At 29.5% G+C, this 22,144-nt stretch carries 20 protein-coding genes; 13 read left to right on the forward strand and 7 right to left on the reverse strand.

What is annotated here, in order from left to right; all coding sequences use genetic code 11:
- The first annotated feature begins 108 nt into the window (after positions 1-108).
- Positions 109-1,461, forward strand: coding sequence for an esterase/lipase family protein (locus C4N20_RS10000; protein WP_005978231.1), 1,353 nt, complete (start codon positions 109-111; stop codon positions 1,459-1,461).
- Positions 1,462-1,616: 155 nt separating this feature from the next.
- Here C4N20_RS10000 and C4N20_RS10005 read toward each other — a convergent pair whose 3' ends face one another.
- Genes C4N20_RS10005 through C4N20_RS10025 form a run of 5 tightly spaced genes read right to left on the reverse strand, consistent with a single transcriptional unit; the run spans position 1,617 to position 7,501 of the window.
- Positions 1,617-3,839, reverse strand: a complete 2,223-nt coding sequence (locus C4N20_RS10005) for a putative 2-aminoethylphosphonate ABC transporter permease subunit (RefSeq protein ID WP_005978228.1) — start codon at positions 3,837-3,839, stop codon at positions 1,617-1,619.
- Between the two features lie 8 nt (positions 3,840-3,847).
- Positions 3,848-4,813 carry an ABC transporter ATP-binding protein gene (locus C4N20_RS10010; protein ID WP_005978226.1) on the reverse strand — a complete coding sequence of 322 codons (966 nt, stop codon included), beginning with the start codon at positions 4,811-4,813 and terminating at the stop codon, positions 3,848-3,850.
- Between the two features lie 2 nt (positions 4,814-4,815).
- The gene (locus C4N20_RS10015; RefSeq protein ID WP_005978223.1) at positions 4,816-5,838 is read right to left on the reverse strand and encodes an extracellular solute-binding protein; all 1,023 of its coding nucleotides are present in this window, start codon (positions 5,836-5,838) and stop codon (positions 4,816-4,818) included.
- A complete protein-coding gene (locus C4N20_RS10020; protein WP_005978219.1) occupies positions 5,838-6,566 on the reverse strand; it encodes a phosphocholine cytidylyltransferase family protein in 729 nt (242 codons plus the stop codon). The genes C4N20_RS10015 and C4N20_RS10020 overlap by 1 nt, the downstream gene beginning before the upstream one ends.
- Positions 6,563-7,501 carry a winged helix-turn-helix transcriptional regulator gene (locus C4N20_RS10025; RefSeq protein ID WP_005978215.1) on the reverse strand — a complete coding sequence of 313 codons (939 nt, stop codon included), beginning with the start codon at positions 7,499-7,501 and terminating at the stop codon, positions 6,563-6,565. Before C4N20_RS10025 ends, C4N20_RS10020 begins: the two co-directional genes overlap by 4 nt.
- A 304-nt stretch (positions 7,502-7,805) precedes the next feature.
- Here C4N20_RS10025 and C4N20_RS10030 point away from each other — a divergent pair, with 304 nt between their 5' ends.
- Positions 7,806-9,152 carry an alanine/glycine:cation symporter family protein gene (locus tag C4N20_RS10030; RefSeq protein ID WP_005978212.1) on the forward strand — a complete coding sequence of 449 codons (1,347 nt, stop codon included), beginning with the start codon at positions 7,806-7,808 and terminating at the stop codon, positions 9,150-9,152.
- An 8-nt stretch (positions 9,153-9,160) separates the two neighbouring features.
- On the opposite strand, the gene C4N20_RS10035 is transcribed toward C4N20_RS10030, so the two are convergent.
- Together C4N20_RS10035 and C4N20_RS10040 are read right to left on the reverse strand one after the other, a co-directional pair.
- Entirely contained in the window at positions 9,161-9,802 is a 642-nt protein-coding gene (locus tag C4N20_RS10035) for a response regulator (RefSeq protein ID WP_005978209.1), read from the reverse strand.
- A complete protein-coding gene (locus C4N20_RS10040) occupies positions 9,792-11,189 on the reverse strand; it encodes a sensor histidine kinase (protein WP_005978205.1) in 1,398 nt (465 codons plus the stop codon). The genes C4N20_RS10035 and C4N20_RS10040 overlap by 11 nt, the downstream gene beginning before the upstream one ends.
- Before the next feature lie 231 nt (positions 11,190-11,420).
- Between C4N20_RS10040 and ggt (C4N20_RS10045) the strand changes: the two genes are divergently transcribed.
- From ggt (C4N20_RS10045) to C4N20_RS10090, 11 genes are all read left to right on the forward strand, one after another.
- The gene (ggt, locus tag C4N20_RS10045; protein ID WP_005978201.1) at positions 11,421-13,124 is read left to right on the forward strand and encodes a gamma-glutamyltransferase; all 1,704 of its coding nucleotides are present in this window, start codon (positions 11,421-11,423) and stop codon (positions 13,122-13,124) included.
- Between the two features lie 81 nt (positions 13,125-13,205).
- On the forward strand, positions 13,206-14,960 hold the full coding sequence (gene ggt / locus C4N20_RS10050) for a gamma-glutamyltransferase (RefSeq protein ID WP_005978198.1): 1,755 nt from the start codon (positions 13,206-13,208) through the stop codon (positions 14,958-14,960).
- 55 nt (positions 14,961-15,015) lie between these two features.
- A complete protein-coding gene (locus tag C4N20_RS10055) occupies positions 15,016-15,549 on the forward strand; it encodes a DUF6305 family protein (protein ID WP_005978196.1) in 534 nt (177 codons plus the stop codon).
- Between the two features lie 57 nt (positions 15,550-15,606).
- Positions 15,607-16,878, forward strand: coding sequence for a TRAP transporter large permease subunit (locus C4N20_RS10060; RefSeq protein WP_005978193.1), 1,272 nt, complete (start codon positions 15,607-15,609; stop codon positions 16,876-16,878).
- A gap of 17 nt (positions 16,879-16,895) precedes the next feature.
- Complete coding sequence (locus tag C4N20_RS16505; RefSeq protein WP_005978189.1) at positions 16,896-17,042, forward strand: hypothetical protein; 147 nt, start codon at positions 16,896-16,898, stop codon at positions 17,040-17,042.
- Positions 17,043-17,054: 12 nt separating this feature from the next.
- Positions 17,055-18,182: a succinylglutamate desuccinylase/aspartoacylase family protein gene (locus C4N20_RS10065; RefSeq protein ID WP_005978186.1), complete on the forward strand. Its 1,128-nt coding sequence runs from the start codon at positions 17,055-17,057 to the stop codon at positions 18,180-18,182.
- 20 nt (positions 18,183-18,202) lie between these two features.
- The gene (locus C4N20_RS10070; protein ID WP_005978183.1) at positions 18,203-18,880 is read left to right on the forward strand and encodes a M99 family carboxypeptidase catalytic domain-containing protein; all 678 of its coding nucleotides are present in this window, start codon (positions 18,203-18,205) and stop codon (positions 18,878-18,880) included.
- 4 nt (positions 18,881-18,884) lie between these two features.
- On the forward strand, positions 18,885-20,030 hold the full coding sequence (gene pgsB, locus C4N20_RS10075) for a poly-gamma-glutamate synthase PgsB (protein WP_005978180.1): 1,146 nt from the start codon (positions 18,885-18,887) through the stop codon (positions 20,028-20,030).
- Positions 20,023-20,481: a poly-gamma-glutamate biosynthesis protein PgsC gene (gene pgsC, locus C4N20_RS10080; RefSeq protein WP_005978178.1), complete on the forward strand. Its 459-nt coding sequence runs from the start codon at positions 20,023-20,025 to the stop codon at positions 20,479-20,481. The genes pgsB and pgsC overlap by 8 nt, the downstream gene beginning before the upstream one ends.
- On the forward strand, positions 20,478-21,530 hold the full coding sequence (gene pgsW / locus C4N20_RS10085; RefSeq protein ID WP_005978176.1) for a poly-gamma-glutamate system protein: 1,053 nt from the start codon (positions 20,478-20,480) through the stop codon (positions 21,528-21,530). Before pgsC ends, pgsW begins: the two co-directional genes overlap by 4 nt.
- Positions 21,531-21,626: 96 nt before the next feature.
- Positions 21,627-21,947, forward strand: a complete 321-nt coding sequence (locus C4N20_RS10090; protein WP_005946734.1) for an HU family DNA-binding protein — start codon at positions 21,627-21,629, stop codon at positions 21,945-21,947.
- Positions 21,948-22,144: the final 197 nt, after the last annotated feature.

Below are 22,144 nucleotides of genomic sequence, written 5' to 3' on the forward strand. Positions count from 1 at the left end.
TGAGTACAAGAGGATGGCTTGTAGATAGAAATATAATTTTAGAATTAAAGTTTAATCTAGCTTCTTAGCCATCCTCTTTTTTTAAACTGAAAGGGGAGAAAAGGAAAAATGATACATCATTTGATAAAAAAGTTATTTGTAATTTTTTATATACCTGCTGCTGCTAATATTCCTTTGCTCATATATTACTATTATAAGAATGGCGGAAATATTTTATTATTAGTTTTAATTAGTATGATGGTATTTATTTTGTGGGGGTATATTAATATTTTTCCATATAAAAAAGAAAAATATGCAAGAAAGCGATTGAGAATAATGATGGGTGGAAGAGCTTTATGCTTTTATTCTTTTTATGGTTTTCTAGCTCAAATAGGAATAATTGTATTTTTATATCCTTTATTGAGAGAAAAAATAAATAATAGTGAAATATTATGGTTCAATGGATTGTATGCTTTAGGAACAAACTTTTTTCTTTTTTTTAATGGAATTATACGGATATTTTTCACTTCAAAATGGCTAAGCTTTAGAAAAAGAGTTCTGTTGATACTTACTATTTGGATTCCTTTTATAAATATCTTGGTTCTTTTTTATATTTTAAGAATTATAAAGTGGGAGTATGAATTTGAATGTTATAAAGTTTCTTTGAGGGAAACAAGAGCAGAATCAGATATGTGTAAAACTAAATATCCTATAATACTTGTACATGGAGTAGGGTTCAGAGATTTCAGACATTTCAATTATTGGGGGCGTATTCCAAGAGAATTGATAAGATATGGAGCTTCTATTTATTATGGAAATCAAGAAGCTTTTGGAACTATCGAATACAATGGAGAGGATATTAAGAAAAAAATATTAGAAGTGATAGAGAAAACAGGGTGTGAAAAAGTAAATATAATAGCACATTCAAAAGGTGGATTGGATTCACGATATGCTATAAGTATATTGGGAATGGATAAATATACAGCTTCTCTTACAACTATAAGTACTCCACATAGAGGATGTCTTTTTGTTGATAAAATGTGCAGGCTGCCTGAAAAGTTACATAGAGGAGTTGCTAAGTTTTATGATAATATGTTTAAAAGATTAGGAGATAAAAATCCAGACTTTTATGGTGCAACTCATCAATTTACTACTCACAACAGTAAAGAATTTAATGAAAAAGTAATAGATTCTCCAGAAGTTTATTATCAAAGTTATATCTCTGTAATGAAAGATTGTTTAAGTGATGTTTTGCTTACTATACCATATTGTTTTATCAAGAAAGTAGATGAAGAAAATGATGGTTTGGTAAGCATTTCTTCTGCCAAGTGGGGAAATTTTAAAGGAGTTATAAGAAATAAATATCATAGAGGAATATCTCATGGAGATATTATAGATTTGAAAAGACAGGATTATAAAGGCTTTGATGTTATAGAATTTTATATACAGCTTGTTTCTGAATTGAAAGAAATGGGTTTTTAAAGAGATTATCATAAATTTAAAATAGCCCAATTATTAAAAAGCTGACTTGAAGTTTTTCTTCTTGTCAACTTTTTTCTTTTAAAATAAAAAGGGATACTATATTAAAAAATTTTTCAAATTTCTAATACAGTATTCCTATAAAATTCAGTTAATAATTATATGTCTTTAATTTTTTCAGAAATATATCTGCTTGGACTCATCTCTTCTTTCCAGTTAGGGTCAGAAATATTAAAATTCTTACCATATATTTCAAGAAGCCTCTTTAAAGAATTTCTTGGAATATATGTATCAATTCCCATAAACTTAATCTCTTTCAATGTAGAGTTTGACAGCTTGTAAGCCGAAATAATTCCATTCTTATCTTCAAGATAGCAAACTACCTTATCATCTTCTCTGTCAAAAAGAAATATCTCAATTTCAATTCCTTTGTATTCATATTTGATATTTTTAAGTCCTTCATTTTTTAAGCTCAACGAAGAAATTCTTTTAAATCCTTCACTTTCTATATCTATTATGAATTTAGGAATAAGTTCTTCCTTCATTATTCCAATGTCAAAGTTAATGTCATGTCCTATAAAATTATTTTCTCTGATTTTTCCAAGAAGAGTTCCAAATTCAAGCCAATATTTTACACCTGTTTTTTGAGAAGTTTTATTCAAAATTTCAAGGACTTCCTTACCTGTTAAAAGTAAATTTTCTCCTTGTTTTTCCTTCTTTATTGAATCTTTTCTCTTTTTATTATAGATTCTATTTCTTATATATTTCATTGAAAGATCAAAAACTACTTTGAAAAATATATTTACAAGAATGATCATTACAGATATTGCTGCTGCCGCCCCAATATCTCCAGCATCATTTTTACTTATCATCATTACAGAAATAAGTCTTGTTTTTGTTGTATAAAGAAAAATAACTGCTGAAATAGTTATCATAGAATTTATAAAATAATATGAAAAGCTTTCAAGGATAGAATCTATTGATAAAGGAATAATAACTTTAAAAATAGTTCTGTACCATGGAACTCCCATGATATTAGATATAGTTTCATACTCACTGTCTAAAGTTTTTAATCTTGCAGTTATAGCTAAAAAAGGTGTTGCAAAGAAATGAACTATATTTGCAAGTATAATTATTCCAAAGCTTCCATAGAGGAAATTCAGAATATTATCTTTAGAGTTGAAGAAGAAAATATATGCAAGTCCTATTGTCAATCCAGGGAGAGCATTAGGAAGGATAGAAAGAAAATATCCTATTTTTCTTACAACTATGTAATCCTTTTCTCTTTCAATCATATATGCAGTAAGGAAGCATAAAAAAGTACCAAGTATTGCAGAGAAAACTGAGACAAGAATACTGTTCCCGAATATTCTCCAGATACTTTCACCCATTATTGTAAAATTATATGATTTAAAAGATAAAGTCATATCATAAGGCCATGTTTTTACAAGAGAAGCCAAAATAACTATTCCGAAGAAAGATACTATAATCAAGCTTAAAATATAATTGAAAAGTTTAAAAAAGATATCTCTTGCTTTATTTTCTTTTATAATATATTTAGTAGATTTTGAATCTATTTTCGAACTTTTGCTTTTAATGACAATATCAAACACAAAGGCAATAAAAGCAGGGATTATAAGTAGTATTCCAACAGCTGATCCCATGGAAAAATTTTGCTGCCCTATTACTTGTTTAAATATATCAGTAGCAAGGACATTATAATTTCCTCCAACTACCTTTGGAGCTCCAAAGTCTGTAAAGCTTAAAGTAAAGCCAGAGAAAAAACAAGTGATCAATGTATATTTAATGTTAGGAATTGTTATTGTGAAAAATTGTTTTAATCTGCATATTCCCATTATTTCTGCCATTTCATATTTTCTATAATCCTCTGAATCAAAAGCTAGTACCAGCATAAAGAAAAGCACTGGGAATATAAAGATAGTTTCTGCAAAAACTATTCCCCAGAATCCATATATAGAAATTGAAAGATCAAAAGCTTTAGTAATAATTCCCTGTCTTCCAAAAAGGTATATAAGAGCAATACCATGTGTCATAGTAGGAGAAAACAAAGGTAAAAGTGCAATTCCTTTTAAAAGAGATTTTCCTCTCAAATTACTTCTGTTTATTCCATAAGAAAAAAGGAAAGCCAGTATTATTGTAAGAATAGTTACAGTTATAGAAACTTTCAAACTGTTAGTAAGAGAACTTGCTGTAACTGGGTTGCTGAAATATTCAGCAAAGTTTTTTAAACCTATATAATTACCATTCTTTCCTTGAAAAGCTTTTATAAAAAGATTGAAAATAGGAAAAATTATGGAAATAACAAGAAAAAGAACTAAAACTAAAGAAAGCATTATTTTTATTAATTTATCTTTTTTCATGAGATCTCCTAAATACTATTTTTTTCATTTAATTTAATGTAAAGAGAATCGTTAATTTTAAGATTTAACTTTTCTTTTTCTTTAGAAAGTATATCAATGTAGATATTATCTCCAAATAGTTCTAATGTAATTCTATAAAAAGCGCCTCTAAATTCAATATTTTTTATAACACCTCTATGTGTTTCTTCTTTTTCCTCTGTAAAATATTCTACATCCTCAGGTCTTACAGTATATATATCATTGTTTTTATCAGTGATAAAATTTATTTTCCCTATAAAATCGGCTACAAATATATCTTTAGGTTTACTGTAAATTTCTTCAGGTGTGCCAAATTGAACTATTTCTCCACCATTGATAATAGCAATTTTATCTCCCATTGTAAGAGCTTCCTCTTGATCATGAGTTACCATAATTGTAGTTATTTTTAATTTCTGCTGAATTTCTCTTATTTCTTTTCTCAGGGATTCTCTTACTTTTGCATCTAAAGCTGACAGAGGTTCATCAAGTAACAAGATATTAGGTTCAAGAGCTAGAGCTCTGGCTAGAGATACTCTTTGCTGTTGACCTCCACTCATTTCATCTGGATATTTAGAAATTATATGATCAAGTCCTACCATTTTAAGAACTTCCATAATTTTTTCTTTTCTCTGTTGTTTATCTTTTATTTTCTTTTTTAATCCGTATTCTATATTTTCAAATACTGTCATATTTGGAAAGAGAGCATAGGATTGAAATACCATACTTAAATTTCTTTGAGAAGGTTCCAAAGTTGTTATCTCTTTTTCATTAATTAAGATATTTCCAGAATCAAGCTTTTCAAGTCCAGCTATTATACGAAGCAGAGTTGTTTTACCACATCCGCTTGGACCTAAAAAACATATAAATTCTCCTTTTTCTATTTCCAAATCAATACCTTTTAAAACTTCTACTTTATTAAATTGTTTTTTTACTTTTTTTATAGCTAAGTAAGGCATTTTTATTCTCCTTTACCATATCTTATTTCCCATTCTTTAAGCAATCTTTCCCTATTATCTGAAGCCCATTTGAAATCTATTTTGGCTAATTTTTCTTTGAAATCTGCTGGATAACCCTCAAGTTTAGTAGTGACTCCTTTATATGAAACCAGTCCAATATTTTTAGAATATTCTTCCATCATTTTTTTAGAAAGAGCCCATTTAATAAAATCAACAGCTTCTGGTTTGATTGTATCTTTTTTTACAAGAGCAATTCCTTCCATATCCCATCCATATCCTTCAGCAGGCAGAATAGTAACTATAGATTCATTAGTTTTTCCAAGTCTTATACTTTCACTGTCCATTCCAATTCCAATTAATTGTTCCCCTTGCATAGCCATTTTAACTGGAGCACTTCCTGAATGAGTATATTGAGATATGTTTTTATGAAGCTGATCCATGTATTCCCATGCTTTTTCTTCACCCCAAATACTTATCCATCCTAATATTGTAAGATAACCTGTTCCAGAAGAAGCTGGATTAGGCATAACTATTTCTTTAGAATACTTCTCATCAAGAAGATCTGTATATGAAGTTGGAATAGGTAAATTTTTAGCTGCAAGTTCATATTTATTAGCTGTAATAGCAGATGTCCAAGCAGTCATACCTGTCCATTGAGGTTTTTCACTGATAGAATCAATATATGTAGGATCAATATTTGTCAACCATTCATTATTCAATTCAGATAATCTTCCTTCTTTAGCAAGATCAATAAGGTTGATACTTGCCATACCCCATAAGACATCAGCTACAGGATTATTTCCTTCAGCAATTACTTTAGCAGCAATAGCTCCTTGAGAATCTCTTATTATATTAAGCTCTACATTGGGGAAATCTGCTTTGTACATTTCAATGTAATGATTTAGATATTCTTCTTCAAGTCCAGTATAAACATTTAAGACAGTTTTATTTTCTTTACTCCCACATCCAAAAAGAAATGCTGAAAGAATAAAAAGAACAGAAATTTTTAATAGCTTTTTCATCATTAATTTTCTCCTTTTTCTAATAATTTAGGGTAAATAGTTTCCATTACTCTATTTAATTGAAACTCATCATCTATTTCAGACCAGATAATACCATCTACTCTTTTACAAAATATTCTTCTTTCTTTTGCTATTTTTTCTATACAATATTCATAACCTAATTTAAGATTTTTTTCATCTTCATATTTTTTGAACATAAGCTGGCACAATTCATTAGATAATTTTTGTAATCCAGTAAGTTCACCATATTCTCCTTTGATCTCAAAAAGGTTGAAAGTAAGTTTTCCAATACTATTGTCTATAATTTCATAGTAATAATCATCAGACATTTTTTTATCTTCTGATAAAAGAATAGTATCTTTTTCAGGAGAGGTAATTAATATATCAAGACAGTTTTTTTCATAGATAAGATCCCCTTCTAAAAGCAGAATATCTTCATCACCAATTAATTCTTTAGCACAATAAAAACTTCCCATACTGCTTGTATTAGCATAGTTGCTGTTTTTTATTGTAACAACACTGCTGTATTTTTTCTTTAAAGGTTCAAAAAAATAATCTAAATGTCCTGTTACTAATATTATTTTTTTAATTCCTGAGTCTAAAAGCTTCTCTATTGATCTTTCAATAAGAGATAATCCATTTATTGCTAAAAAAGGTTTTGGAATCTCATCATTAGTTATTCCTCTGAGTCTCGTTCCCATACCTGCTACAAGTATTACTGCTGTTTTCATAAATCTTTCTCCTTTTTATATAAACTTTTGACTATATTATTTTTAATATATTCATATTGTTTTTGATTATCTATTTCTCCCCAAATATTTTCTTTGGAGGATATGCATTTTAGATCAGAAAAAATATTTTTATCTAAAAAACTATATTCATAAAAAAATAATTTATTTTCTATTTGTGTGAATTTATCCAACATTTTTAAGTAGGAACTATATTTTAATTTGCTGATTCCTATAAGCTCACCTGAAATTTTTTCAAGGCTGTATTTTCCTTTTGAAATATTTAAAAGTTCATTTTTTTTAGTAGTAACATAGAGAGAATCTTCTTTGTCTGATATGGAAGTATCTATCATAGTTACATTCTTATCTTTTGAGTTCAGCAAAAGAGATATTATATTTTCTTCGAAAATAAGGTCCCCTTCTAAAAGGATAAAATCTTCCTGTAAATGTTTTCTTAAAAGATAGAGAGAGTACATATTTCCTGTGGTCTTATATTTTTTATTTTCTATTATTTTAAGGTTAGAATATTCTTTAGCTAGTTTTTTATAATATTCTGCTTTGTATCCAGCAGCAATTATTATTTTATCTATATTATATTTTGATAGTAGTTTTATAGTTCTTTTAATGAGAGTTGAATTTAAAATTTCAAGAAATCCTACTGGTTTATCAAAATCTAAAGTTTCTCCAGCAGCCAAAATAACCGCAGTTTTTATTCTATTATTATTAGACTTCAAAAGCTCATTTCCAGAATCTGTAATAATATATTTAGTTTCTCTGTATGAAATATTTTCTTTAATAAGGCAGCCCTCGTTTAAAAGAGAATTAATATATTTATTAACAGAACCAAGAGAAATATTTAGATATTCAGATATTTTTCTCTGACTTATTATGCTGTTCTCATGTATAAGAGATATGATTTTTTCTTTTATCTGAATCACCACCTTATGTTAAAAATGAACGATTATATTTTTACACTGTGAACGATTTTTGTCAAGAATAAAATATTTACAACTCTCATTCTAAAAAATAATCACAAAAGAAATAAAAGATAATGTAAGAAAATAAAAAAAACAAATTTTTTATATCGAACAAATTATTTTAATAAAAATAAATGAAAATTCTTAAAAAATAGAGAGTTATATTGAAAAGATACGAACAAAAAATATTTTTTTTTGAAGGTGTTAATTTGTATCAAATAATGTTAATATATAAGTTAAGAAAAATTGTCAGGAGGAAATTAGTTTGGAAAGTATAAGATCAATAATCAATTTTGTAAATAATTTGTTGTGGGGGAAAAATATATTAGTTGTTATGTTGATAGGTACAGCTGTATATTTTACTTTTAAGACAAAATTTATGCAATTTAGATTATTTGGAGATATAATAAGAATATTGAAGGGAAATGGAGATGAGAAAAGAGATGGAATCAGCTCATTGGAAACATTTTTTCTTGGAACAGCTTGCAGAGTAGGAGCAGGAAATATCTCAGGAGTTGTTGCAGCAGTTTCTATTGGAGGACCAGGAGCACTTTTCTGGATGTGGCTGGTAGCACTTCTTGGAGCAGCAACTTCTTTTGTTGAATCAAGTCTTGCTGTTATGTATAGAACTAAAATAAAAGATGGTGAATACCAGGGAGGAACTCCTTGGATTATAAAAAAAAGACTTAATATGAAATGGCTTGGGGCTATATATGTAGTTGCTTCTATTATATGCTATATAGGAGTTATACAGGTAATGTCCAATTCAGTAACAGAATCAGTAGTCAGTGCATATGGATTCAATCCTAAGATAATAGCTGTTGTATTGGCTCTCGTTGTAGGTTTGATAATATTTGGAAAAAGTAAAAAAGATAAAATAATATTAGCACTTAATAAGATAGTTCCTGTAATGGCTATCATGTATCTTTTGGTAGTTATTTATGTTATTATTACTAATCTGACAGGAATTCCAGCAATGATAGGGAATATATTTTATCAGGCCTTTGGAGGAAAAGAATTCTTAGGTGGAGCTGTAGGTGGAATTATAATGCAGGGTGTAAGAAGAGGATTATTTTCTAATGAGGCTGGAAGTGGAAATTCAAACTATGCAGCAGCAGTGGTTGATATAGATGAACCAGCTAAGCAGGGAATGGTACAGGCTTTAGGTGTTTTTGTTGATACTCTTATAATATGTAGTGCTACAGCATTCGTTATTCTATTAGCTGATAAAGATGTAGTAAATGGACTTACAGGAATGACTCTTTTTCAAGAAGCATTAAAAAATCATATTGGATGGATTGGGATACCTTTTACTGTAATTGTCTTATTTTTCTTTTCTCTTAGTACAATATTGGGAGTTACATATTATGGGAAAAATGCTATGAATTTTATAAGCTCAAAGGCAATTGTAAAAGAAGTATATCATGTAGTAGTGGTTATTATGGTATATATAGGTGGAATTGAGCAAAATTTCTTCGTTTGGTCTCTGGCAGATTTTGGATTGGGAATAATGACAGTAATTAATATATTGTGTATTATACCTATTTCAGGAGAGGCTTTAAATGAATTGAAAAAATATGAAATAAAATTGAAAAGTAAAAAGAGAGCCTAAAAGCTCTCTTATTTTTTCCATGAATACTCGTTTCTAGGTCTTCCAATTTTTCCATAAATAATTTTCAAGTCGACCATTTCTATTTCAACAAGATAGTTCATATATTTATTTACTGTTTGAGAAGCAAGACCAGTAGCTTCTGATATTTCCTCAATTGTAATGTATGAATTAATTTGTTTCATTTTATTTTCAATTAATGAAATAGTGTTGACACTTATTCCTTTTTTATAATCCCCATACTTTTCTTTTTTTGCTGTAGAAATTTCAGGAAAAGATTCTGTTGTTTTTTTCTTATTAAGGTGTACATTTACTCTCGAGTATAAATCAAGAACTTTAATAGGTTTGATAGCAAAATCATCAGCTCCAGCAAGGAAAAATTCCTCAGCAATGTTTTCTAATCCTTCAATAGTAAGAGCTATTATAGATACATTTTCATTCATCTGTCTTATTAATTTTACTCCAAGTACTCCATTTATATAAGGCATATGATAATCAATTATTATGATATCAAGCTCTTTAGTACTCACTATTTTTAAAGCTTCTTCCATTGAAAGTGCTGTGTACACTTCCCAATCCTTCATAAGAAAAAATTCTGAGACAGCAAAGATAATATCCTTAGAATCATCTATGATAAGAATTTTATTTTTCATTTCCTAAAACCTCCCCCTGCATAACGATATATACTCCAATCCCTCTTTTTTTTCTATTTTTAATAAATATTTTAGATTTATGTTCTTCCATAACTGTTTTTACAAAATTTAACCCCACTCCACTGGAATTTTTAGTTGAAAAACCATTTATAAAAGCATTTTCAAGTTCTTTTTCAGACATTCCTTTTCCATAATCTTCAATTTTTATAAGTACAAATTTTTTATAATCTTTTATAGTAAGCTCAATTTTGTTATTTTCATATTCTGTAAAAGCTTCATAAGAATTTATAATTAAATTAGTGATAGCTCTTGAAAAAACTATTTTATTAACTTTTATTTTTCTTCCAGTGCAGTAATTGTTATAGATTAAAAATTCAATGCACTTATGTGTTGAAAGATAAGAAAGAATAAAATTGAATACTTTGTTTATATCAATAGGATTTTTGTGTGTATCCCTTAAAATTTCAGATACCATTATATTACATCTTTCCAGAGATTTTTCAATTCTGTTATAATAATCTTTTTTCTTTTCATTTTCTTCCTGCATATCAAGTATTTCAATAAGAGTCCCCATAGAAAATAATGGAGTTTTTAAATCGTGAACTAAATATTGAATTTCTTTTAGATATCTATTTTCAACTTCTTGTAATTTCAAATCTGAAAGAGCTTTTGTCATATCTTTTTCTTTTTCATATATATTCTGCCTTCTCTCCTGCTCGAAAAATACAAGGAGGAGAGTTATGGAAAATATAAAGAAAAGGATAAAGAATAAAAAACCAATAAGGTTTAAGATGTTATCAGCTTCCATTAATGAAGAAATATTTTTTAGATCAAAAAAGATTTCTCCAGTTGATTTATAGTCCAATACAGAAAAATATTTTGTAATATCAAGCCATTGGATACCAGTAAATACAAGGAGAAGAACAACATTTCTTTTAAATAAACTAATATTCTTAAAACGATTGCTTGAATGAAATGCTAGATAAATCATTTCAAGTATAGATACTTTACCAAAATAATAATCCATATCATAGTATACTTTGTATATTATAAAATAAATTGCCTGAATTATCAACATTCCAAAAATAACCTTTAAAGTATTATTCAATTTACCATTTATTTCTATATCGATAGAATCCATGAGGAGGAAAACAGAAAAAAATATTGGAAATGATTTTATTGTATTTAGAAAAACTAAACCAAATGCAGCATGGAGAAGATATTCTTTATCCCAAAAGTCTATACTTTTTTCTAAAGAATCATAAATATCAAAATTTTTATATAATAAAAAATTAGGCAGGACAATACTTATTAAAACCATTAGTATTCCTAATGAAAGTTCTGTTTTATGAATTTGAATATGAAATTTTTTCCCCAAAATTTTCATGATCATTCCCCTTAAATCTAGAAATTATTAATTTCTTCTTTATGATTACAAATTAAATTAATGATACCACATTTTAAGTAAAAATAGTAGGAAAAAGATGAGAGGAAAAAGAGGAAAAAGAGAAATAAAAGTATAAGATTTACTTTTTATATATCTTGAAATATAATTAATAGTAGGAAAAAAGATATAAAAATTTCAAAATAGAACAAAAAAATAAAAAAGGGGGAACATATGATTTCGTTGAAGAGATTTATGAAAGTTGGGAGTGTAATAGTTGGTTTAATGGTAAGTGTTTTTACTGTGTCTAGTGCAGCCAACCCTGACAATCTTTATGGAAGACATGCTGAAGGGAAAAATGGAGTGGTAGCAGCAGCTAATCCAGAAGCATCTAAAATAGGTGTAGAAGTGATGAAAAAAGGTGGAAATGCAGTGGATGCAGCAGTTGCAACAGCATTTGCTATCAGTGTATTTGAACCTAATGCATCAGGAATTGGTGGAGGAGGATTCATGTTAATCAGAATGGCTAAAACTGGTAAAACAGTAGTCATAGATTATAGAGAAAAAGCTCCAGCTAAAGCAACACCTGATATGTTTGTACTTGATGAAAATGGAAAAGTAGTAAATGATGAAATAACTGTTGGAGGAAAAGCTTCAGGAGTTCCTGGAACAGTAGCAGGACTTTTAACAGCATTAGAAAAATATGGAACTATGAAAAGAGCAGATGTTATGGCTCCAGCTATAAAACATGCAGGTGAAGGAATAATAGTTTCAAAGAACTTAGAAGGAATAATTCAAGACAACTATGAGAAATTAGTTAAATTTGATGCAGCATCAGAAGTATATTTAAAAGATGGATTACCATATGAAGCTGGAGACAGACTTGTAAATAAGGATTTAGCAGCAACTCTTACAAAAATATCAAAAGAGGGTAAAAAAGCTTTCTATGAAGGAGAAATAGCTAAGAAAATAGCTGATGAAGTTCAAAAACAAGGCGGTCTTATGACAGTTGAAGACCTTAAAAATTATACAATTGAAGAAAGAGAGCCAGTAGTTGGAAAATACAGAGATTATACAATTATATCTTGTCCACCAGCAAGTTCTGGAGGAACTCATATAGTACAACTTTTAAATATGGTAGAAAATTATGACCTTAAAGCAATGGGAGACAACACTCCTGAGAGCTGGCATATATGGGCTGAAAGTATGAAACAAGCTTTTGCAGACAGAGCAGAATATATGGGAGATACAGCTTATGTAAAAGTTCCTTTAAAAGGTCTTACTTCTAAAGAATATGCAAAAGAAGTAGTTAAGAAAATAGATCTGGAAAAAGCTGGAAAAGATATTAAAATTGGAGATCCTAGCAAATATGAAAGTGGAAGTACAACTCACTTTTCTGTAATGGACAAAGATGGAAATATGGTTGCAGTAACTCAAACTATTAACTATTTCTTTGGTTCTGGAGTTGTAGTGCCAGGAACTGGAATAATGATGAATAATGAGATGGACGACTTTGTTCCACAAAAAAATATGAAAAACTCTATTGAAGGTGGAAAAAGACCTCTAAGCAGCATGTCACCTACTTTAGTTCTTGATCCTAAAAACAGACCATTAATGACAATTGGTTCTCCAGGGGCTACAAGAATTATACCAGCAGTAGCATTGACTATAAGTAACGTAATAGATCATGGAATGACTCTTCAAGAAGCTATCAATGCACCTAGAATTGCTCAATTCCAATCAGGAAAATTAAATGCTGAAGGAAGAATGTCTTTTGAATCTTATAATAAATTACAAGAAATGGGACATGAGATTAACATGAGAGGAACTTATGATAATTACTTTGGTGGAGTACAAGGAATTATGATGGACTATGATACAAAAACTCTTCAAGGTGGAGCAGATCCAAGAAGAGATGGACAAGCAGCAGCATTCTAAATAAAAATGTAAGTTATAAAACTGCTTCTGAAATAAGTTTCAGAAGCAGTTTATAAAAATAAACAAATTGGAGGAAAGATAATGAAAAAAAGATTCTTTTTTGCAAGTGTTATAGCAGCATTAGCATTATCAATAGCTGCATGTACAACTACTCAAACAAATCTGGGGTCTAAGGGTACAGCTTCAACAATTCAACAGTCAAAAGAATGGGTTCCTTATGATGCCGCAGGAAATATTTTAAGAAGTGACAGAGATGCAACTGGGGTAAATGGAGTAGTATCAACAGGGAAATACGAAGCAACAAAAATAGGAGTAGATATAATAAAACAAGGTGGAAACGCAATAGATGCTGCGGTTGCTGCTGGATTTGCATTAGGAATATGTGAACCTCAATCTTCTGGAATTGGTGGTGGAGGATTTATGGTAATTCGTTTCGCTAAAACTGGAGAAACTAAATTTATAGATTTTAGAGAAATAGCTCCTAAAAATGCAACTCCAGATATGTGGAAAGAAGATAAAGATGGAAATGTAATAGGAAATGAAAAAGTTGTTGGAGGAAAATCTATAGGAGTTCCAGGAGAAGTAAAGGGAATGCTGTATGCATTAGAAAAATATGGAACTATGTCAAGAGAAAAAGTTATGCAGCCAGCAATTGATTTAGCAGAAAATGGATATAAAGTATCAGCAGTACTGAATAGGGATATGAAGAATTCTTTTGAGAGAATAGAACAATATCCTGAAACAGCTGAAATATACCTAGATGGAGGACTTCCTTTTGAAGTTGGTTCTACATTAAAAAATCCTGATTTGGCTAATACATTGAAAAAAATAATGAAAAATGGAGAAAAAGCCTTTTATGAAGGGGAAATAGCAGAGGCAATAGTAAAATCAGCACAAGATGCTGGTGGGCCTTTAACTATGGAAGATATGAAAAATTATAATATAAGAGTTAGTGATCCTTTAGTAGGACATTATAGAGGATATGAAATAATAACATCAGCACCACCTTCATCTGGGGGAGCACATATAGTCCAAATTCTTAATATTTTAGAAAATTATAATATGAAAGATATAAAACCAGGATCAGCAGAATATTATCATCTATTCTCAGAAGCAATTAAAATGGCATTTGCAGATAGAGCTAAGTTCTGTGGAGATACTGAGTTTGTAGATGTTCCAGTTGATGGAATAATTTCTAAAGATTATGCAAAAGAACTTGTAAAAAAATTAGACATGAAAAAATCTAAAGATTATTTAGCAGGGAATCCATGGAAATGGAATGAATCAAAAGATACAACTCACTATTCAATAGTTGATAAAGAAGGAAATATAGTAGCTGTTACAAAAACTGTAAATGATGTTTTTGCTTCTGGAGTAGTAGCAGAAGGAACTGGAATACTTTTAAATGATGAAATGGATGATTTTGATACTGGACATGGGAAAGCTAACTCAGTAGAACCAGGGAAAAAACCGTTAAGTTCAATGAGTCCTACAATAGTATTAAAAGATGGAAAACCAGTAATGAGTTTAGGTGCTCCAGGGTCTACTAGAATTATAACAGGAGTAGCTCAAGTAATAAGTCTTGTTCTTGACTATGGAATGGATATTCAGGAAGCGATAAACTTCCCGAGAATTCATGATGATTATCAAGAATTAGTATATGAAACAAGAATAGATCCAGCAGTTGTAGCAAAATTAAAAGCTATGGGACATACAGTAGTAGAAGAGGGAGAATGGTTTGAATATCCTTGCGTTCAAGGTGTAACAATGGGAGAAGATGGAAAACTTAGAGGAGGGGCAGACCCAAGAAGAGATGGTAAAGCTCTGGGATTCTAATAGAAAAAATATTCATATGAGAAGGCAATAATAAAATACAGGAGGAATAAATAAAATGAAAAAATTATTAACAGTATTGATGTTTGTATTAACAGCAATGGCAGCAATGGCAGCAAAATTTGAAAAACCAATAATGCTTACTTCAGTAGGACAAAGTGCTGATGTACAAATGGTAAAAGCTCTATTGAAAAAAGGTGGATTGGAATCTGAATTTGACAAATCAATAACAGCAGAAGGATTAACAAATGAGAAAACTTTAATTCTTGCTATAGGAGGAAGTTCTAAAGGGCTTGGAGCAGCTGGAATAAAAGTTGAAGATGAACTTGACAGAACTGCTAAATTAATAAAAGGTGCAAGAGATAAAGGGATAAAAATAATTGGAATGCACATTGGTGGAGCAGCAAGAAGAGGAGAATTATCTGATAAATTCGTAAATGCAGCAGCACCAAATGTAGATTATTTAATCATTGTAGAAGAAGGAAATAAAGACGGTTTATTTACAAAAATGTCAACTGAAAAGAATATTCCTATGGACACAGTTCCAAAGATTACTAATGCAGTAGATCCATTGAAAAAAGCATTTGAATAATTTGATTAATAGGGGACAATGCATTGTCCCCTATTATTTAAAGGAGGGAAAGAAGATATGTCACTTGAACTTATATTATTTTTAGCTATGGTAGCTGTCTTTATGATTGCATGTTTTGCAGCAAAATTACCAGTAAGTATAGCTATGGTATTATCATCTATAACAGCAACACTTATAGCAGGGAAAGGTATCCCTGTTAGACATTTAATTGAAGGAACTTTTGGATATATAGATACAATTCTTGTAATAGCAACAGCTATGATTTTTATGAAAGTTATTCAGGAAATAGGAACATTGAATGCTTTGAGTGCTTCAATAATTCGTAAATTTCATAAAACATCTTGGCTTTTACTTGTATTATTAATGTTTATATCAATGTTCCCAGGAATGATAACTGGATCATCAACAGCATCTGTATTAACAGCAGGAAGTATAGTTGCTCCTATCTTGATGCTTATAGGAATACCTATGGTAGAAACAGCTACTATTATAGCTCTTGGAGGGATATTAGGGATGATAGCTCCTCCAGTTAACGTACCAGCTATGATTATAGGTGGAGGAATAGATATGCCTTATGTTGGATTTACTATTCCATTATTACTATTGACAGTACCAGTAGCAATATTCTCAGTATTGTATCTTGGGTTGAAACATGTAAATAAAATAGATTACAGCGAAATAAAAAATGAAATAGATTTTACAGCAATTGATGAATATGGAATGAAGCTGTATATACCTATCATTATAGCAATGTTTTTAATGACTATGGATAAAGTTGCTCCAAGCCTATTTGGTTTGGGAATGCCTCTGATATTTATTTTGAGTGCTATATCAGGACTTTTCTGTGGTAAAAAAATAAACTTCTTTAAAGTTTCAAAAGAAGCAGTTAATCAAACTCTTCCAGTAATGGGAATCTTAATGGGAGTTGGGATGTTTATTCAGGTAATGACATTAACAGGAGTGAGAGGATATATTGTTGTTAGCAGCTTAAGTCTTCCTCCATCTTTGATATATGTTGCAATGGCTATAACTATACCGTTATTTGGAGCAGTATCATCATTTGGAGCAGCTTCAGTTCTTGGAGTTCCTTTTTTAATGGTATTTTTATCACAAAATCAAATTATCACAGGTTCAGCTATATCTTTTATAGCTTCTCTTGGAGATTTGATGCCGCCTACAGCACTTGCAGGAATATTTGCAGCTCAAGTAGTAGGAATGAAAGACTATACTCCTGTGCTAAGAAAAGCAGCAGTTCCAGCAGTAGTTATCATAATTTATTCTATAGTTATGATAATTTTCTCTAACCAATTAGGATCTATCATATACTAGGATGAGGTGATGAAAATATGATGATGTATATATACTTAGCTTTAGTTTTATATGTTTTAGTAATGGTTGTTTTAAATCTATTAGAGGAAAAAGATTTGATGAAACAAGTAAATGCAGCTCTTGTTATAATTCCTCTATTATTGAGAATATTAATGATAAAATAAGGGGGAAAGAAAATGAAAGGAAATAGAGGAACAGGAATTGCAATGATTTTTCTTTCTCTGATTGTTGCATTTCTAGCAGGAAAAGAATTTTTAAAAATGAGAGAGGCAGAGCCTATAGTAAAAGGTGAAGGTGTAACTTCAATGCAAAAATTAAGTGACTATCTTCCAGCATTAAAAGGGACTTCTGGAGACAGTGATGTCTATATCCTTCAAGGAAAAGAAGAAGGTGGAAGTGTTCTTGTATTAGGAGGAACTCATGGAAATGAACCTTCAGGATATATGACAGCAATACTTATGATAGAAAATCTAAAAGTTGATAAAGGAACTGTTTATATTCTTCCAAGAACTAATGGAAGCGGACTTACACACAATGACCCTCAAGAAGGATCACCACAAAGATTTACATTAAAAACTCCATATGGAGAAAGATGGTTTAGATATGGATCAAGAGCAACTAACCCTCTGGACCAATGGCCTGACCCTGATGTATATATTCATGCTGCATCTGGTCAGCAACTTTCAGGAAATGAAACTAGAAATATCAACAGAGCATATCCAGGAAGACCTGATGGAACTTATACTGAAAAAATGGCTTATGCAATAACAGAAATGATAAGACAAAATAAAATAGATATGACTATTGACCTTCATGAAGCATCTCCTGAATACCCAGTAATTAATGCTATAGTATCTCATGAAAGAGCAATGCCTATAACATCACAAGTGGTTATGAATATGGAATTTGATGATATAGCAATTGGATTAGAGCCATCTCCAGTATCTTTGAGAGGACTTACTCACAGAGAATTAGGAGATTATACAGATACTTATGCTGTACTTATGGAATCAGCAAATGCTGCTCAGGGAAGACTTAGAGGAAAAACAGATGAAGCTCTTGTATTAACAGGAAAAGATCCTAGATATGTAGAAGCTCAAAAGTTAGGAAGATTATTTGTACCTTATGATGAAAATGGACATCCTTTAGAAGAAAGAGTAGGAAGACACTTGACAGGAGTTGTTCAACTTGTTACAGTAATGGGTGAAAATGAACCTGAAAAAGAAATTATACTAGAAGGAGCACCATCTTATTCAGAGCTTCTTGAAAACGGTGTAGGATATTATTTAAAAGAGGTAAAATAATTTAAAAAAGAGGTAGAAATTTGATAAAAAAAATCTTGTTTATATTGATATTTAATTCTATCATATGCTATCCAAATGAAAAAGTTTCATTATCTGAAATTGATTATTTTAAAACTGGAAGGGGAAAGCCAGTGGTTATGATAATTGGTGGAATACATGGTGATGAAATATCTGGAATAGAAAAAGCCAGAGAGTTTAAAGAATATAAAATTTCAAAAGGAACTCTTGTAATAATTCCAGAAGCAAATAAAGAAGCAGTAAGAAGTGGAAATAGAACTGAATATTATATGCAAGATTTGAATAGATCTTTTTTTCAAAATAATAATGATAAATCTTCTAAAAAAGCTCAAGAAATTATAAAAGTAATAGAGCAGTACAAACCAAATATAATATTAGATTGTCATGAATCCTATTATAATTATGATGAAAATAAAGACCCAAATTTTTATATTGGAAATACCTTAATATTTCAGCAAAATACAATGGATGAATATCCAGAACTTATATTCAGCCTGCTTGAAGAGGGATTTATTCCTCTTCAAGGGGCAGAAAAAGGAAGCCTCAATAGAGAGGTTTCAGAAAAAATGAATATTTCAGTAATAACTATTGAAAGTTCTAGAGAAGATACAGTAGAAGTGAGAAAAGAAAAATATGAAACTGTTTTTAAGAAAACCTTAAAATATTTAAAAATGGAGTAAAATTATGGAAAAAATAATTCTTATACTATGTTTTATCTGCATAGGGTATCTTTTTTTTGAGAAAAAAAGAGCCACGAATCAGAGAAAAACTTTTAAATATGTCATCCATGTAAATGGAATCAGGGGGAAATCAACAGTTTCCAGGCTTATAGATGCAGGAGTACGTGCTGGAGGCTATAAGACATTCACAAAAACTACTGGAACATCTCCTAGAACTATTTCTGTTTTTGGAGAAGAAAAAGAAATAAGCAGAAAAGGTAAGGCGAATATAAAAGAGCAGATAAAAGCAATAAACTGGGCTTATAAAGAAGGAGCAGAGGTTCTGATTTTAGAATGTATGGCTGTAAAACCAGAGTTGCAGCATATATGTGAGAATAAAATATTAGATTCTGACATTGGAGTAATTACTAATGTAAGAGAAGATCATCTTGATGAAATGGGGAAAACTTTAGATGAGATAGCAGAATCGCTTTCCAATACAGTTCCAAAAAATGGAGCTTTTTTCACAAGTGATAAAAAATATTTTGAATTTTTTAAAAGAAAAGCTGAAGAAAAAAATTCTAAAGCATTTATAAATGAAAAAGAAAAAAAAGAGTATTGGGAGATTGATTTTGCCAACAATGTGGCTTTAGCAGTAGAGGTATGTAAATACATGGGTATAGATGAAGAAAAGGCTTTAAAAGGAATGAGAGAATATTACAAAGACCCTGGATGTTTAAAAACTTTAGCATATAAAAATGAAAAGGGACATGAAGTGTTTTTTGTAAATGCTATGGCTGCAAATGATCCGAATTCTACAGATATAATTTTAGAAAGAATATCTAAAAGACCTTACTGGAAAAATAAAAGATATCTTTTAGTAAATAACAGAGGAGATAGAGTAAGCAGATGGGAGCAGTACATAAAATTTGTAAAGAGTGTTGAAGATAAATTTGATAAAATAGTAGTTTCTGGAGAAAATAGAGAGCTTTTTAAAAAATATTTATTAAAAAACAGAGTAGATGAAAATAAAATAGAAATATTACAAAATGAAAAATATTTTGATGAAATAGAAGATGGAATACTTATTTTTGCTGTTGGAAATATATGTGGGCATGGGAAAAAATTAGTGGACTATCTGGAGAACAAGGGGGAGATAATAGATGGCTAATGACATAATAATATTTGGTATTATACTTAGTATAATATTTTATGAAATTACAGAAATATCTCCTGGAGGTTTAATTGTACCAGCATATATAGCTTTTTATATAAATACGCCTCAGAGAATTATTATAACTATAATTGCTGGAATACTGACTTTTCTTATTGTGAAATTTATATCAAATCATACTATAATTTATGGAAGAAGAAAATTTGCACTATGTATCATGATAAGCTTTATGATAAGACTCATATTAAAATATTTCAATATTTATATAGTGAACGAATATGAGATTTATATTTTAGGCGGAAGTGTAATAGGAGTAATAATTCCAGGAATAATGGCACAGGAAATGGATAGACATGGAATAGTAAGAACTGTGTCTTCTCTTATGATACTTTCAATATTTATAAAAGCTGTAGTAGAGGTTATCTATAAGGCAGGTGGAGTCAATTGAATAAAAAAATCAATAATATCACCCTTGCAGTTATAGCTTTACTGTTTATTTTTATTCAATATGGATTGAAAAATAAAGAGATAAAAGTGAAGAGCCCTTATTATAATGAGATGATAGAAGCTTCTACGAAAATGAAAAATATGAGTGCAGAAATAAAAAGTGAAAGAATAAGAAGAGGAATAGAGATAGATAAAAGTCTGGATATTAATGAAACTGGACTTATTGGAGAAGAATGGAGTGGAATAACAACTACTCTTGGGAATCTTGAAAGTAAAAGAACAAGTACAAATCCTGATTTTGCAGCTCTTATGGTAAAATTATTCAAAGAAAAAGGTTTGAAAAAAGGTGATATAATAGCTGCAAATATTTCAAGTTCTTTTCCAGCTCTAAATTTATCGTTAATAGCTGCTGCTGATACTCTTGGACTGAATGCAATAATGGTAAATTCAGTTGGAGCCTCTACATATGGAGGAAATATTGAAAACTTTACATATCTTGATATGGAAAATCATCTTTTTTCTAAGGGAATGATTCAAAATAGGAGCAGAGGATTTTCTTTGGGAGGAATAGGAGACATTGGAAGAGAATTTGAAGATGAGATAAAAGAAAAAATAATAGAGAAAAACAAAGGATATGGACTCCATTTTTTTTATAATGAAAATTTAGAAAAAAATATAGAGGAAAGATATAGTTATTTCGTAAAAGAAAGTAACAATAAAATAAAAGCTTTTGTAAATATAGGAGGAAATCTTTTAGCTATTGGAGACAGTGTAGATATCATAGTAAATTCAAAAGTACTTTTGGATAAAAATACAAATATGAAAAAGGGATTAGTAGGGAAATTTTTAAAAGATGAAATTCCAGTTTTTTATCTTCTAAACCTCAAAGGAATAGCAACAGCATATAATTTACCTTTTGATCAATCTAATCTTCAAAACAAAACAATTTCTGATATTTATTTTAAAAAAAATGGCAATATATGGAACTATTTGATCATTGTAATTTTCTTAGTGTTTATATTGAAAACGATATTTATGAAAAAAAAATAAAAAAATTTATGAAAAGTATTGAGTTTATTGAAAAAAAATGCTACTGTAATAGTAGTAGCAACACAATATCATATAAAATAGTTGGGAGTGATAAGAATGACAAAAAAAGAATTTGTAGAATTATTTGGAACTAAAGCTGGAATAAAAACTAAAGTAGAAGCAGACAAACTTACAAAAGCATTTATAGATACTCTTGAAGAAATTTTAGTAAAAGGTGAAAATGTGTCATTCATAGGATTTGGAAAATTCGAAGCTGCTGAAAGAGCTGCTAGAACTTGTGTTAACCCACAAACTAAAAAACCTATGAAAGTAGAAGCTAAAAAAGTTGCTAAATTTAGAGCTGGAAAAAATTTATTAGAAAAAATGAATCCAGTTGTTGAAAAGAAAGCTGCAAAATCTAAGAAAAAAGGAAAATAGTTAAATATATGAAATAGCTGCTTACGGGCAGCTGTTTTTTATATATCTGCTTATATTTTATTAGCAAGTGCAAATCAAATTTTTATTAAAATAAAATTTGTACAAAAAACAGGACTAAAAACTTTGAAAAAACAAAGTTTTATGCGCAAGATATAGAGAATTTTGAATTCTAGCTTTATACTTCTTTTTTTATATGA

Source organism: Fusobacterium ulcerans, from assembly GCF_003019675.1.
Classification (GTDB): Bacteria; Fusobacteriota; Fusobacteriia; order Fusobacteriales; family Fusobacteriaceae; genus Fusobacterium_A; species Fusobacterium_A ulcerans.

What these genes read in the sequence shown, in the direction of transcription:
- C4N20_RS10005 (WP_005978228.1), bottom strand. Translation starts at nt 3,839, where the DNA reads ATGAAAAAAGATAAATTAATAAAAATAATGCTTTCTTTAGTTTTAGTT.
- C4N20_RS10055 (WP_005978196.1), top strand. Translation starts at nt 15,016, where the DNA reads ATGAAAAAATTATTAACAGTATTGATGTTTGTATTAACAGCAATGGCA.
- C4N20_RS10040 (WP_005978205.1), bottom strand. Translation starts at nt 11,189, where the DNA reads ATGAAAATTTTGGGGAAAAAATTTCATATTCAAATTCATAAAACAGAA.
- C4N20_RS16505 (WP_005978189.1), top strand. Translation starts at nt 16,896, where the DNA reads ATGATGATGTATATATACTTAGCTTTAGTTTTATATGTTTTAGTAATG.
- C4N20_RS10010 (WP_005978226.1), bottom strand. Translation starts at nt 4,813, where the DNA reads ATGCCTTACTTAGCTATAAAAAAAGTAAAAAAACAATTTAATAAAGTA.
- C4N20_RS10020 (WP_005978219.1), bottom strand. Translation starts at nt 6,566, where the DNA reads ATGAAAACAGCAGTAATACTTGTAGCAGGTATGGGAACGAGACTCAGA.
- C4N20_RS10015 (WP_005978223.1), bottom strand. Translation starts at nt 5,838, where the DNA reads ATGATGAAAAAGCTATTAAAAATTTCTGTTCTTTTTATTCTTTCAGCA.
- ggt (WP_005978198.1), top strand. Translation starts at nt 13,206, where the DNA reads ATGAAAAAAAGATTCTTTTTTGCAAGTGTTATAGCAGCATTAGCATTA.
- C4N20_RS10000 (WP_005978231.1), top strand. Translation starts at nt 109, where the DNA reads ATGATACATCATTTGATAAAAAAGTTATTTGTAATTTTTTATATACCT.
- C4N20_RS10035 (WP_005978209.1), bottom strand. Translation starts at nt 9,802, where the DNA reads ATGAAAAATAAAATTCTTATCATAGATGATTCTAAGGATATTATCTTT.
- pgsC (WP_005978178.1), top strand. Translation starts at nt 20,023, where the DNA reads ATGGCTAATGACATAATAATATTTGGTATTATACTTAGTATAATATTT.
- ggt (WP_005978201.1), top strand. Translation starts at nt 11,421, where the DNA reads ATGATTTCGTTGAAGAGATTTATGAAAGTTGGGAGTGTAATAGTTGGT.
- C4N20_RS10060 (WP_005978193.1), top strand. Translation starts at nt 15,607, where the DNA reads ATGTCACTTGAACTTATATTATTTTTAGCTATGGTAGCTGTCTTTATG.
- C4N20_RS10090 (WP_005946734.1), top strand. Translation starts at nt 21,627, where the DNA reads ATGACAAAAAAAGAATTTGTAGAATTATTTGGAACTAAAGCTGGAATA.
- C4N20_RS10065 (WP_005978186.1), top strand. Translation starts at nt 17,055, where the DNA reads ATGAAAGGAAATAGAGGAACAGGAATTGCAATGATTTTTCTTTCTCTG.
- pgsB (WP_005978180.1), top strand. Translation starts at nt 18,885, where the DNA reads ATGGAAAAAATAATTCTTATACTATGTTTTATCTGCATAGGGTATCTT.